Source organism: Erwinia sp. E602 (assembly GCF_018141005.1).
Classification (GTDB): domain Bacteria; phylum Pseudomonadota; class Gammaproteobacteria; order Enterobacterales; family Enterobacteriaceae; genus Erwinia.
Window position 1 is genome coordinate 893,191 of the sequence record NZ_CP046582.1, and the last position, 13,957, is coordinate 907,147.

The 13,957-nt window shown below is 61.0% G+C and carries 8 protein-coding genes; 6 read left to right on the forward strand and 2 right to left on the reverse strand.

Annotation, left to right across the window (positions count from 1 at the left end; translation table 11 throughout):
- The first annotated feature begins 5 nt into the window (after positions 1-5).
- Positions 6-1,259, forward strand: a complete 1,254-nt coding sequence (gene lysA, locus GKQ23_RS05490; protein WP_212409973.1) for a diaminopimelate decarboxylase — start codon at positions 6-8, stop codon at positions 1,257-1,259.
- A gap of 171 nt (positions 1,260-1,430) precedes the next feature.
- On the opposite strand, the gene galR is transcribed toward lysA, so the two are convergent.
- Positions 1,431-2,435: an HTH-type transcriptional regulator GalR gene (gene galR, locus GKQ23_RS05495; protein WP_212409974.1), complete on the reverse strand. Its 1,005-nt coding sequence runs from the start codon at positions 2,433-2,435 to the stop codon at positions 1,431-1,433.
- A 205-nt stretch (positions 2,436-2,640) separates the two neighbouring features.
- Between galR and GKQ23_RS05500 the strand changes: the two genes are divergently transcribed.
- Positions 2,641-4,914 (forward strand): molybdopterin guanine dinucleotide-containing S/N-oxide reductase, encoded by a 2,274-nt coding sequence (locus tag GKQ23_RS05500; RefSeq protein WP_212409975.1) that lies wholly within the window; start codon positions 2,641-2,643, stop codon positions 4,912-4,914.
- 49 nt (positions 4,915-4,963) lie between these two features.
- On the opposite strand, the gene GKQ23_RS05505 is transcribed toward GKQ23_RS05500, so the two are convergent.
- Positions 4,964-5,509, reverse strand: a complete 546-nt coding sequence (locus GKQ23_RS05505; RefSeq protein ID WP_212409976.1) for a hypothetical protein — start codon at positions 5,507-5,509, stop codon at positions 4,964-4,966.
- 481 nt (positions 5,510-5,990) lie between these two features.
- Here GKQ23_RS05505 and GKQ23_RS05510 point away from each other — a divergent pair, with 481 nt between their 5' ends.
- The 4 genes from GKQ23_RS05510 to GKQ23_RS05525 all read left to right on the forward strand — a co-directional run bounded on the left by GKQ23_RS05510 (position 5,991) and on the right by GKQ23_RS05525 (position 13,700).
- Positions 5,991-7,706 (forward strand): penicillin-binding transpeptidase domain-containing protein, encoded by a 1,716-nt coding sequence (locus GKQ23_RS05510; RefSeq protein WP_056231972.1) that lies wholly within the window; start codon positions 5,991-5,993, stop codon positions 7,704-7,706.
- 326 nt (positions 7,707-8,032) lie between these two features.
- Positions 8,033-9,160: an efflux RND transporter periplasmic adaptor subunit gene (locus GKQ23_RS05515; RefSeq protein WP_212409977.1), complete on the forward strand. Its 1,128-nt coding sequence runs from the start codon at positions 8,033-8,035 to the stop codon at positions 9,158-9,160.
- Between the two features lie 9 nt (positions 9,161-9,169).
- Complete coding sequence (locus GKQ23_RS05520; protein WP_212409978.1) at positions 9,170-12,298, forward strand: efflux RND transporter permease subunit; 3,129 nt, start codon at positions 9,170-9,172, stop codon at positions 12,296-12,298.
- Positions 12,288-13,700, forward strand: coding sequence for an efflux transporter outer membrane subunit (locus GKQ23_RS05525; RefSeq protein ID WP_212409979.1), 1,413 nt, complete (start codon positions 12,288-12,290; stop codon positions 13,698-13,700). Before GKQ23_RS05520 ends, GKQ23_RS05525 begins: the two co-directional genes overlap by 11 nt.
- Positions 13,701-13,957 lie beyond the last annotated feature (257 nt).

Below are 13,957 nucleotides of genomic sequence, written 5' to 3' on the forward strand. Positions count from 1 at the left end.
GCCTTATGCCACGCCCGCTTACCGATACCACCACCGCCCTGAACCATACCAACCTGCTGGCCCTGGCGCGCCAGTATCCCGGCCCGGTCTGGGCCTACGATGCGGAGATTATCCGTGAGCGCATCGGCCAGCTGCAGCAGTTTGACGTGGTACGCTTCGCGCAGAAAGCCTGCTCGAACATCCATATTCTGCGCCTGATGCGTGAGGCGGGGGTGAAGGTCGACTCGGTGTCGCTGGGCGAGATCGAGCGTGCGCTGGCGGCGGGTTATCAGCCGGGCGGCGACGAGATCGTCTTTACCGCCGATCTGCTTGATGAGCCAACGCTGGCGCGGGTGGCGGAGCTGAAGGTGCCGGTCAACGCCGGTTCGGTCGACATGCTGCACCAGCTGGGCGCGGTCTCAGCCGGGCACCCGGTGTGGCTGCGTGTCAACCCTGGCTTTGGCCACGGCCACAGCCAGAAAACCAATACCGGCGGGGAGAACAGCAAGCACGGTATCTGGCACGGCGACATGGCGCTGGCGCTGGAGGCGATTCAGCGCTACCAGCTTAAACTGGTGGGCATTCATATGCATATCGGTTCCGGCGTCGACTACGGCCACCTGGAGCAGGTGTGCGACGCGATGGTCAACCTGGTGGTGAATTTTGGCCAGGACCTGGAGGCGATCTCCGCCGGCGGTGGCCTGTCGATTCCTTACCAGCCGGGCGGTGAAACCATCGATACCCGCCACTATTTTGGCCTGTGGGACAGCGCGCGTCAGCGCGTGGCGCAGCACCTTGGTCACCCGGTTAAGCTGGAGATCGAGCCAGGCCGTTTCCTGGTGGCAGAATCCGGAGTGCTGCTAAGCCAGGTGCGCGCGGTGAAGCAGATGGGCAGCCGTCACTTTGTACTGGTGGATGCGGGCTTTAACGAGCTGATGCGTCCCTCCATGTACGGCAGCTATCACCATATTTCCGCCATCGCCGGTGACGGGCGTGAGCTGGATGAACAGGCCTGCGTTGAGAGCGTGGTGGCCGGGCCGCTGTGCGAATCCGGTGATGTGTTCACCCAGCAGGAGGGCGGCAGGGTGGAGAGCCGCGCGCTGCCTGCTGTGCAGGTTGGTGACTACCTGGTGTTCCACGACACCGGCGCTTACGGTGCCTCGATGTCCTCTAACTACAACAGCCGTCCGCTGATCCCGGAAGTGCTGTTTGAAAACGGCCAGCCGCGCCAGATCCGCCGTGCGCAGACGGTGGCCGAACTGCTGGCGCTGGAGCTGTAAAAGACCGGGGAGTGCGACGTTGTCTGCGGCACAAACGTGCAGCTGACGCACTTCACGCCATCACGGCAAAAAGCCGGTCCTTCCGGACCGGCTTTTTGCCGTCTGACGGAAACGTCTGGCTGGCGTATCAGGGCCCCTCTTCAGACCCTGGTGAAACCCCCGGCCGGCGGCTCAGGCGGGCGGTGCGCTGACCGAGTGACGGCGAACCAGCGTCGGGCTGAACAGGTTGGTGACCTCCGGCAGAGCCTGGCCGCTGGCTAAGGCCAGCGCCAGCGCGGCGGCCTGCTGTGCCATGGTGACGATCGGGTAACGCACGGTGGTCAGGCGCGGGCGAACGTAGCGCGAGACCAGCACATCATCAAAGCCGATCAGCGACATCTGCTCCGGCACCTGCACGCCGTTATCACTCAGTACCGCCAGCGCGCCGGCGGCCATTGAGTCGTTGTAGCAGGTGACGGCGGTAAAGTTTTTACCCTGACCGAGCAGTTCGGTCATCGCCAGCTCACCGCCGACCTCATCCGGTTCTCCCCAGGCGACCAGCCGGTCGTTGACCGCGATCCCGTGCTCTTTCAGGGCGTCGTAGTAACCCTGCAGACGATCGGTGGCATCGGAGATTGAGTGGGTCGAGCAGATAAAGGCAATATTTTCATGACCCTGCTGAATCAGATGGCGGGTCGCCAGCCAGGAACCGTAACGGTCATCCAGCGCGATACAGCGTGGCTCAAACCCCGGCACTATCCGGTTCAGCAGCACCATACCCGGGATCTGTTTCATCAGCGGGATCAGCTCGCTGTCCGGCACCTTTTTCGCATGAACCACCAGCGCCGCGCAGCGGTGGCGGATCAGCTGCTCAATCGCCTGGCGCTCTTTCTGCTCGTCATGATAACCGTTACCAATCAACAGAAAATTGCCGGTCTGCCAGGCAATCTCGTCCACCGATTTAACCATCGCGCCAAAAAACGGATCGGATACGTCGCCGACCACCAGCCCGATGGTCTCCGTCGACTGCTGGGCCAGCGCGCGCGCGTTGGCGTTGGGGTGATAATGAAGCGACTCCATCGCCTCTGTTACGGCCAGGCGTGAACTTTCGCTCGCCTTGGGCGAGTGATTGATCACCCTTGATACGGTCGCGACCGATACGCCCGCGAGCCTGGCAACATCCTTTATGGTAGCCATAGGGTTTACTGCCTTACTGGGTAAGCGTTTACACAGGCTTCAGTGTTGCGGAAAGCGCCAGCGACTGCAAGCGGTCAGAATGCTGCGGCTATCGCAAAGCCGATGATTTCTCAGGTAGCAACGCCGTCCCGCCGCCACTCGCCCGCCGTTCAGGAAACATGCTATTCTCCCTTTCCAGAAATCATCACGCAGCCGGATCCCGTCAATGACCGTTAAAAAATTCCCGCATCTTGCCCACTGGGGCGCGTTTACCGCCGTAACAGAGCAGGGCAGGCTGCTGCGCTGCGAGCCGTTTTTCGCCGATCGGGATCCGTCGCCGATGCTGAAAAGCATTCCGGAACTGGTCTATTCCGACAAACGCATCCGTCAGCCGATGGTGCGCCGGTCATGGCTCAGGGCGCGTGAGAACAGCGATCGTTCGCTGCGCGGGCGGGAAGATTTTGTCGCGGTAGACTGGGAAACCGCGCTGGACCTGGTGGCCGATGAAAACCGCCGGGTGCGCGATCGCTACGGCGCGAGCGGTATTTTTGACGGCTCTTACGGCTGGTCATCGGCGGGAAGGGTGCACCACGCGCGAACCCTGGTACGGCGCTTCTACAACCAGGGCGGCGGCGCCATCGACCAGCAGGGCAACTACAGCTGGGGCGCCGCGCAGTTCTTCCTGCCTTACGTCATCGGCACCTTTGCGCCGCTCACCGGCCGGGTCACCGACTGGCCGAGCGTGGTGCAGCACTGCGATATTTTTATCGCCTTTGGCGGGCTGGCGCTGAAAAACGGCCAGGTGGCCTCCGGCGGTGCGGCGGAGCACAGCCTGAAGCCGGCGCTGCTGCAGCTGGCCGCCAAAGGCACACCGGTGGTTAATATCAGCCCGATGCGCGACGACTGTCCGGAGTTTGTTAACGCCGAGTGGATCCCGATCCGGCCTAACACCGACGTGGCGCTGATGCTGGCGCTGGGCTTTGAGATTGAACGGCGGGGAGCGGTGGACAGCGGCTTCCTGCAGTCGCACTGCGTCGGCTGGCCGCAGCTGCGCGCCTATCTGCTGGGTGAAAGCGATGGCCAGCCGAAAACGCCGCAGTGGGCCAGTGAGATCACCGGCATTCCTGCTGCCCGCATCAGCCTGCTGGCGCAGCAGCTGTGCGGCCAGCGCAGCTTTATCACCTGCTCCTATTCGGTTCAGCGCGCCCATCGCGGCGAACAGCCGTACTGGATGATGATCGCGCTCTCCTCGATGCTCGGTCAGCCCGGCCTGCCCGGCGGCGGGTTCTCGTTTGGTCACGGCTCGATGAACAGCGTCGGCAATCCGCGTACTGAAGGGCCTTCACCGCTGATGTCAACCGGGGTGAACCCGATCGCCAGCCAGGCGATCCCGGTGGCGCGCATTGCCGATATGCTGCTGCATCCGGGCACGCCCTACACCTTCCAGGGCGAAACGCACACCTATCCGGAGATCCACCTGGTGCACTGGGCGGGCGGCAACCCGTTCCACCATCATCAGCAGCTCAACCGTCTGGTAGAGGGCTGGCAGCGGCCGGACACGGTGATCGTGCAGGATATCGTCTGGACGCCGGCGGCACAGATGGCGGATATCGTGCTGCCGGTGACGACGACGCTGGAACGTAACGATATTGGCGGCTCGTCAAAGGACCGCTTTGTGCTGGCGATGCATCAGGCGATTAAGCCGCAGCATCAGGCGCGTCACGACTTTGATATTTTCGCCGATCTGGCCGAGCGCCTCGGCTACCGGGAGACCTTCACCGAAAACCGCAGCGAAATGGGGTGGATCCAACACCTCTACCAGCAGTGCGCGCTGGCGCACCGCGGCAAGGGCATCGACTTCCCGGACTTTGACACCTTCTGGCAGCAGGGGCACGTGGAGATCCCGCCGTCGGAGAAAGACTGGGTGTTTATGCAGGAGTTCCGCCATGATCCGGTGGCCCATCCGATCAAGACCGCCAGCGGCAGGATTGAGCTCTACAGTGACACCATCGCCGGCTATCAGCTGGAGGATTTTGCGCCGCACCCGCAGTGGCAGCCGCCGCGTGAATGGCTGGGGGCCGACGCCAGCCAGCGCTTCCCGCTGCATATGATTTCGATCCAGCCTGCCGATCGCCTGCACAGCCAGATGGACGCTACGCCGTCGGTGCAGGCCAATAAAACCGCCGGACGTGAAACGCTGTGGATGCATCCGCTGGATGCTGCCGCCCGCGGAATTGTTGACGGTGAGGTGATTGAGGTCAGTAACGATCGCGGACGTATGCAGGCCGGCGTTCGCATCACCGACGGCGTCAGCCAGAGCGTGGTGCTGATTGCCACCGGCGCCTGGTTCGATCCCGGCTTTGGTAAAGCGTGGCAGCCCTATGACCGTGCCGGTAATCCGAACGTATTAACGCTGGATATCGGTACTTCATCGCTGACGCAGGGGCCGAACGCGATGAGCTGTCTGGTCGAAATTAAAAAGGCGGAAGGCGGTCTGTAACCCACACCAGGTGTCCTGCGGATGGCCGGATGGGGGAAATGTGCCCGAATCAGGCCGCCAGCAGGGCGGTTTTGGCAAACCAGGCCATGATGCCAAGGATGGCCGGCGCGAGCAGCGTCCAGGTGATGCGGCTATTCAGGGCGTCAAAGCGATCGTTGGTGCGGATCTCTGCGTCGGCGAAGGCTTTGCCCACCTCGGTTCTGAACAGATCGAAGGTGCCTTTGAACTCATGCAGCTCGGTTTTTACCTGCTTCATATCGGTTTTAAGCGCCAGAACATCCACTTTTAACTCCAGAACATCCACTTTCAGAACGCGCACATCCTCTTTAAGCTCCTTCACGTCTTGTTTTAAATGATGAACATCAGTTTTCAGTACCTGAACATCCAGTTTTACCTCATGTAGCTCACTCCGGGTGGCAAAATGTTCAGAGCGGGTCATCATGACCGCCTGATCGATTTTAATCACCCCGATGTCATGCTGCATCTGCCCAAACTGTTCGGCAAAATTAGCCATATGCTGCTCCCTGCTACGGGCCTGCGGCCCCAATCGTTGATGTTGAAAAGAAGCGACAGTTTTTTCTTTAACCGCACCCATTGCCTGACATCCCTTTTTTGGGTGGTGGCGGGCCGCCGCTTTGCTTCTTCAGCCCGCTCTCTATTGAGTCATAAATCCCCTGTTCACACAATGAACAGGTCGATATTTGCCCACTTTTCCGCCGATGAAAACCACGTTTAATCAAATCCGGAAGCCGCTACGAAGAATTTTGTCAGGTGTGAGGAAGGGTGAGCAAAAGATTGCGAAAAGCCCTACAAATCACATAGCTGGTTACACTTTGCGGTTAACTGTTGCGATTCGCGTATAGCGCCGGAATGCGGCAGATTGCTACAGTTCAAGTCCCAGAGGTATTGATGGGTGAACATCAAAAGTATTATCGCTTTTTTTCACCAACCTGCGCAGATGCGCAGGTTTTTTTTGCCCGCCATAAACACGATCTGAAACACTGTTCCCCTGTCATCCTTCACGCGATTTTTGTATAAATGCCAGAAACTTATCAGGCATCTGCAATGGAACAAACATGCCCCCGCTAAAAAAAATGCCGACGCGTTCACAGCCCGCTCCCACCTTTAACCCGGTTCGTTTTCGCTGGGTTTGCTGTGGGGTGATGGCCTGCCTGGTCTTCCTGCTGGCGCGGGTGGCCGATCTGCAGTTAATCAATCATCCCATGCTGGAAAAGCAGGCCGATGAACGTTCGCTGCGCACGGTGACGCTGCCGACCAACCGGGGAACCTTGCTGGATCGCAACGGCGAAGCGCTGGCGCTGAGCGTGCCTTCACGCGATATTATTGCCGATCCGCAGCGGGTGCTGGAGGCGCATCCGGATTTCACCAACGCCAAATGGCAGTATCTGGCGAATGCGCTGGAGCAGCGGCCGGAGCAGCTGGCGGCTCAGATCAACGCTAACCCACAGCGGCGCTTCCTTTATCTGGGGCGCAAGATTGAACTGGGCATCGCCAAAGATATTGCCAAACTGCATCTGGCCGGTATCAGCACCCGCTATGACGACAGCCGTTTTTACCCGATGAGCGAGGCCACCGCGCCGCTGCTGGGGATCGTCGGGGCGGATAACAGCGGCCTGACCGGGCTGGAAAAAGGCTTTGATAAGCTACTGCAGGGGACGCCAGGCGTGGAGAAGTATCGTCAGGATGCCAGTGGCAACATCATCGCCATGATCGACTACGAGCCACCGCGCCAGCCGCCAACGGTGCAGCTGAGTATTGATAAGTTCGACCAGTTTACGATGTACAGCAAGCTGCGCGATGGGGTACTGCTGAACAAGGCGGATTCCGGTGCGGCGGTGCTGATCAAGATCGACACCGGCGAAATCCTCGGTATGGCCTCCTATCCCTCCTTCAACCCGAACAACTTCGCCGACGTTGCGCCGAACCAGATGCGCAACGCGGCGATTAACGACAGCTATGAACCCGGTTCCACGGTAAAACCGCTGGTGGTTATGGAGGGGCTGGCGCGCAAGCTGGTGCGGCCGGACTCGGTGCTGGACACCACGCCTTACCGGGTTAACGGCCATCTGATCCGCGACGTTGGTCACTGGCCGCGGCTGACCATGACCGGCATTCTGCAAAAATCCAGCGACATCGGCGTGTCGCATATCGCGCTGGCGATGCCGGCGCAGGTGCTGGTGGACACCTATCAGTCGTTTGGCCTGGGCAAACCTACCGGACTGGGGCTGACCGGTGAAAGCGTCGGCTACTTCCCGGCGCATCGCCAGCGCTGGGCGGATATCGAGCGTGCCACCTTCTCCTTTGGTTACGGCCTGCGGGTCACGCCGCTGCAGATCGCCCGCGAGTACGCCACGCTGGGTTCATTTGGCATTTATCGTCCGCTGTCGATTACCAAAGTCAGCCCGCCGGTGCTCGGCCAGCGGGTGGCCGACGAGCAGACGGTGCGTGAAGTGGTGCATATGATGGAGAGTGATGCCCTGCCCGGCGGCAGCGGCGTGCGCGCCGCCGTTCCCGGCTACCGGCTGGCGATCAAGACCGGCACTGCCGAAAAAATGGGTGACAGCGGCAAATACGACGGGGGGTACATTAACTATACCGCCGGCGTGGCCCCGGCCAGTAATCCGCAGGTGGCGCTGGTGATTATGATTAACCACCCAACCGCGGGCGATCACTTTGGCGGATCGGTGGCGTCACCGGTGTTTGGTAACATCATCGGGCCGGTACTGAAACATATGAATATTCCACCGGATGCCATCTACACCCACGGCTAAGCCGGTTACCCCCTGGCCGCTGCCTCGCCGTGATTTATGCGGCGCCGCAGCGGCCACCCCGCATCTCTTTCAGCCGGTAAACACCGTCACAATTGCGATCGATACGCTTACCTTCTCCTTTCAGCAGCAATAACGTGTTCAGGTTACGCTGGTCATCCGTCGGAGCTCAGCCTGTTCGGCACGTACCGCCGCTATTTTGTAGCCTTTCGACACTATCTTTAGCAGAAACTTAACACCTTCGAATTACAGGTTCTCTATAATGACGTCCCTAAATGAGAATGATCACTCACATTATTAATCAAATCACATCTAAAAGAGAATTCACCATGCGCTTAAGGATCTCTGCCGCGAGTCTGGCTCTGCTGCTGGCCGCCTGCGACCAGACGGCAGCCCCGGTTGCCAGCAATAAGCCCGTTGATGTCGGGGTGGTCACGCTGTCCGCTGAAACGGTCACCCTGTTAAGCCAGTTACCCGGCCGTACCACCGCGGTCAGAACCGCAGAGGTCCGTCCGCAGGTCAGCGGCATTATTCTGAAGCGTCTGTTTAAAGAGGGCAGTGAGGTCAAAGCGGGCGATCCGCTCTATCTGATCGATCCGGCAACGTATCAGGCGGCGTACGATAAAGCGCAGGCCACGCTGAGTAATGCGCAGACGCTGGCCAACCGCTACAAGCCGCTCGCCGCCGCGCATGCGGTCAGCCAGCAAACCTACGAGGATGCGGCGGCCAGTGCCAAAGAGGCGAAGGCCGATCTGGAAAGCGCCCGCGTTAACCTCAGCTACACCCACGTCTATGCGCCGATTACCGGGCATATCGGTCGCTCGCTCTCCACCGAGGGGGCGCTGGTGACCAGCGGCCAGAGCAGTTACCTCACCACCATCCAGCAGCTGGACCCGATCTACGTTGACGTCAGCGAATCCTCGCAGGCGTTGCTGCGCCAGCGGCGCGCGCTGGCCGACGGCAAGTTGCAGGCGGTGGGTAACAACGCCGCGGCGGTAAAACTGACGCTGGAAGATGGTTCCGCCTACGACGAACCGGGGCAGCTGGAATTTTCGGAAGTCACCGTCGATGAAAGTACCGGCAGCGTGACCATGCGCGCGCGCTTTCCTAACCCGAAACGTCTGCTGCTGCCCGGCATGTTTGTGCACGCCAGCTTCCCGCAGGGGATAGCGGAGCAGGGGATCCTCGCCCCGCAGGAGGCGATCATGCACGACAACAAAGGGCGGCCCTATGTCTACGTGGTGCAGGCTGATAACCGCATCGCGCAGCAGACGATAACCACCGGTGAGATGCAGCACGGTAAATGGCTGGTGGAGAGCGGGCTGAAGGCCGGTGACCGGGTGGTGGTGGATGGCCTGCAAAACCTGCACGTCGGCAGCCAGGTAAACCCCAGCGAGCATCAGATCAAAGCCACGCCGCAGGCCAACTTAACCACCGCCGATCCCTCCGCGCAGTAAGGAAATCTGATGTCTGAATTCTTCATAGAGCGCCCGATTTTTGCCTGGGTAATCGCAATAGTGGTGATGCTGGTGGGGGCGCTGGCGATCCTGCAGCTGCCGGTTAATCAGTATCCGAACATTGCGCCACCGGCCATTTCGATCGCGGTCACCTATCCGGGCGCCAGCGCGGAAACCACCCAGAATACCGTGGTGCAGGTGATTGAGCAGCAGCTGAACGGCATTGATAATCTGCGCTATATCGAATCACAAAGCGCCAGCGACGGCAGCGCCACCATTATCGTCACCTTTAATCAGGGCACCGATCCCGATATCGCCCAGGTGCAGGTGCAGAACAAGGTGTCGCTGGCCGAGTCGCAGCTGCCGACGGAAGTCACCCAGCAGGGGATTAACGTCCGCAAGTACCAGGCTAACTTTATGCTGGTGGTCAGCCTGGTGTCGACCGACGGCAGGATGAGTAACGGTGACCTGGCCGACCTGCTGGTCTCCAGACTGGAAGATCCGATTGCGCGCACGCCCGGCGTGGGTGACTTCTTCGTACTGGGCTCTGAATACGGCATGCGCATCTGGCTGGACCCGGCGAAGCTGTACAAGTATCAGCTGATCCCCAGTGACGTCACCACCGCCATCACCCAGCAAAACGTGCAGGTCTCCAGCGGTAAACTGGCCGGGCTGCCGACCATTGAGGGGGCGAAGTTCAGCGCCACCATCGTCGGGAAAAGCCGTTTCCAGAAGATATCGCAGTTTGAAAATATCCTGCTGAAGGTCAATACCGACGGTTCCCAGGTGCGGCTGCGCGACGTGGCCAGCGTGGATCTCGGCCCACAGGATTACAGCATCTCGGCGACCCAGAACGGTAAGCCTTCAGCGGGTATGGCGCTGCGTCTGGCCAGCGGCGGTAACGTGCTGGATGCGGTGAACGCGGTGAAAGCCACGGTGGAAGGACTGAAAGACACGCTGCCTGCCGGGGTGAAAGTAGAGTTCCCTTATGACACCTCGCCGGTGGTCAGCGCCTCGATTGAGGAGGTGGTGAAAACCCTGTTTGAGGCGATTGCGCTGGTGTTCCTGGTGATGCTGGTATTCCTGCAGAACCTGCGCGCCACGCTGATCACCACCATGGTGGTGCCGGTGGTGCTGCTGGGCACCTTCGGCATCCTGTCCGCCTGCGGTTACACCATCAACACCCTGACCATGTTCGGCATGGTGCTGGCCATCGGCCTGCTGGTGGATGATGCCATCGTGGTGGTGGAGAACGTCGAGCGCGTGATGCACGACGAACATCTTGATCCGAAGGCCGCCACCATCAAGTCGATGGCGCAGATCCAGGGCGCGCTGTTTGGTATCGCGCTGGTGCTGTCGGCGGTGCTGCTGCCGATGGCCTTCTTCAGCGGCTCCACCGGGGTTATCTATCGCCAGTTCTCAATCACCATCGTGTCGGCGATGGTGCTGTCGGTGCTGATGGCGCTGACCTTTACCCCGGCGCTGTGCGCCACGCTGCTTAAACCCAGCGCGGCCGAGCAGAAAACCACCGGGCTGGCGGGCTGGTTCAACCGCAGGTTTGACGCCGGCACGCTGCACTATACCCGCGGCGTGGGCACGGTGATCTCACGCCGTGGCCTGTTCCTCGTCATCTACCTGGCGATCGTCCTCGCTACCGGCTACCTGTTCACGCGGGTGCCCACCTCGTTCCTGCCGGATGAGGATCAGGGGGTGATGATGATGCAGGTCACGCTGCCAACCAACGCCTCCACCGAGCGTACCCAGCAGGTGCTGGATGAGATCCAGCAGTGGCTGGCGAAGAACGAACCGGCGGTAACCTCCGTATTTGAACCTAACGGATTCAGCTTTTCCGGGCGCGGCCAGAACAGCGCGATGGCCTTTGTGCTGCTCAAACCCTGGGCGGAGCGCAACAGTGACCAGTCGGTGCAGAAGATTGCCGCGCGCACCATGGCCCACTTCGCCAGCATGAAGGATGCCAGAGTGTTTGCGCTGGTGCCGCCGGCGGTGATGGAGCTGGGTAACGCCACCGGCTTCGACTTCTTCCTGCAGGACACCCGCAACCAGGGGCATGCGGCGCTGATGGCGGCGCGTAATCAGTTCCTCAGCATGGCGGCACAGGATAAACGGCTGTTCGCCACCCGTCCTAACGGCATGGAGGATGAGCCGCAGTACCACCTGATTATCGATGATGAACGGGCGCGGGCGCTGGGCATCAGCCTGGAGGATATCGACAACGAACTCTCCACCGCCTGGGGTTCCAGCTACGTGAACCAGTTTATCTACCACGGCCGCGTCAAGAAGGTCTATGTGCAGGGTAACGCCGGTTCACGCGTCACGCCGGAAGACCTCAGCAAATGGTACTTCCGTAACACCAGCGGCACCATGGTACCGTTCTCCGCCTTTGGCAGCGGTGAATGGCAGTACGGCTCGCCGCGCTATGAACGCTTTAACGGCGTCTCGGCGGTGGAGATTATGGGGTCCCCGGCCAGCGGTTACAGCAGCGGCGACGCGGTGAAAGCGGTGCAGGAGATTGCCGCCAGACTGCCGGCGGGCTTTAAGGTGCAGTGGCACGGCCTCTCCTGGGAGGAGCAGTCGTCCGGCTCACAGACTACGGCGCTGTATACCCTGTCGATTCTGATGGTGTTTCTGTGCCTGGCCGCGCTGTATGAGAGCTGGTCGATTCCCTTCTCGGTGCTGCTGGTGGTGCCGCTTGGGGTGCTCGGCACCCTTCTCGCCGTGCTGCTGCGCGGGCTGGAAAACGACGTGTTCTTCCAGGTGGGGCTGCTGACCACCGTCGGGCTCGCGGCGAAGAACGCCATTCTGATCGTCGAGTTTGCCAAAGACCTGCATGAAAAAGAGGGACGCGGACTGGTTGAAGCGGCGCTGGAGGCGGCGAAGCTGCGCATCCGGCCCATTATCATGACCTCGATGGCCTTCGTGCTCGGGGTGCTGCCGCTGACCATCTCCCACGGCGCCGGGGCCGGCAGCCAGCACTCGATCGGGACCGCCGTGGTCGGCGGCATGATCACCGCGACCTTCCTCGCCATCTTCTTTGTGCCGATGTTTTACGTGGTAGTGGCGCAGCGTTTTGCCGGAAAAAAGAAAATCAAAACAGAGGTCCAACAGAATGACGCATAAGGCTTTTTCTCTCGGAGTGCTGCCGCTGGCGCTGCTGCTGGCGCTGAGCGGCTGCACCATGCAGCCGGATTACCAGCGCCCGGCGCTGCCGGTAGCAGGCCAGTATGACCGGTACGGCGCCGGCGGCGAGGGCAACGGTGCCGATATCCGCTGGCAGACCTTCTTCACCGATCCGGTGATGAATAAGCTGATTGCCAGCGCGCTGGCAAATAATCGTGACCTGCGGGTGGCGGCGCTGAACGTTGAAGTGGCGCGTTCCCAGGTACAGATTGACCGTGCGGCACTGCTGCCGTCGGTTAACCTCAGCGCGGGCGGCACTGGCACCCATCTGCCGGGCGGGCTGTACAGCACCCAGTCCAGCGGCCCGGTCACCTACCATCAGTATGACGCCAGCCTGGGCGTTACCTCGTGGGAGCTGGACTTCTTTGGCCGTCTGCGCAGCCTGCGCGACCGGACGCTGGAGCAGTACCTGGCCACCGCCGCCAGCGAGCGCGCCACGCAGATCGGCCTGATTGCCGAAGTGGCCTCGGCGTACCTGTCGCTCTGTTCAGACAACCAGCTGCTGGCGCTGGCCGGCAGCACGCTGAACAGCCAGCAGGATTCGTACAACCTGACCCAGCGCAGCTATAACGGCGGCGTGGCCAGCGAGCAGGATCTGCTGCAGGCCGAAACCTCGGTGCGCACCGCGCAGGCCGACGTGGCCAGCTACACCCGTCAGGTGCGTCAGGACGTGAACGCGCTGGCGCTGCTGGTGGGCAGTGACCTGCCGGCTAATCTGCTGGCCGACGCGCGGCTGGATAACGCGTGGCGCTTCCCGGCCACCCCGGCCGGGCTGCCGTCCGATCTGCTGACCCGCAGGCCGGATATTATCGCGGCAGAACATACGCTTAAGGCGGCCAACGCCAGCATCGGCGCGGCGCGCGCGGCCTTCTTCCCGAGCATCAGCCTGACCGCCAGCGGCGGCTCCAGCTCCGGCAGCCTCGGGCACCTGCTCTCCGGCGGCAGCGGCGCCTGGTCGTTTGCCCCGGGCATCAATCTGCCGATATTCGACGGCGGCGTAAACGCGGCAAATCTGGATATTGCGAAGCTGCAGAAGCGCATTGAGATTGCCGACTATGAGAAGGCGATTCAGAGCGCTTTTAAGGACGTCAGCGATGCGCTGGCCGGGCAGGATACCTACCGTGACGAGCTGCAGGCGCGGCAGCTGGACGAAAAAGCCAGCCAGCGAAACTATGACCTGGCGACGCTGCGCTACCGCGAAGGGGTGGACAACTACCTTAACGTGCTGGTGGCCCAGCGCACGCTCTACGGCGCGCAGCAGGCGAGAATTACCACGCAGCTGGGGCAGCTGAATCAGCAGATCACGCTGTATAAGGCGCTGGGGGGCGGCTGGAAATCCTGACCGGGCGGGATGGATCCTGTACTTCTTACGCAACCCTTACGCTCTGCGCATAGAATTTAAACAACGCGCTGTTCGATAATAGGAATGACTATCAACAACCGCTGATGCAGTCGGGCACTGACGCTTCCTTCCCGGTCGGTTCCTGCACAGCGGCTGCTGAGCCCGGGCCTGACCGCGATGGATTATCGCCCGACTCTTTTATCGCGTCTGCATTTCAGGCGCGTTTTATCTGAACGCTGTCCTTAACTCAAGAGCCT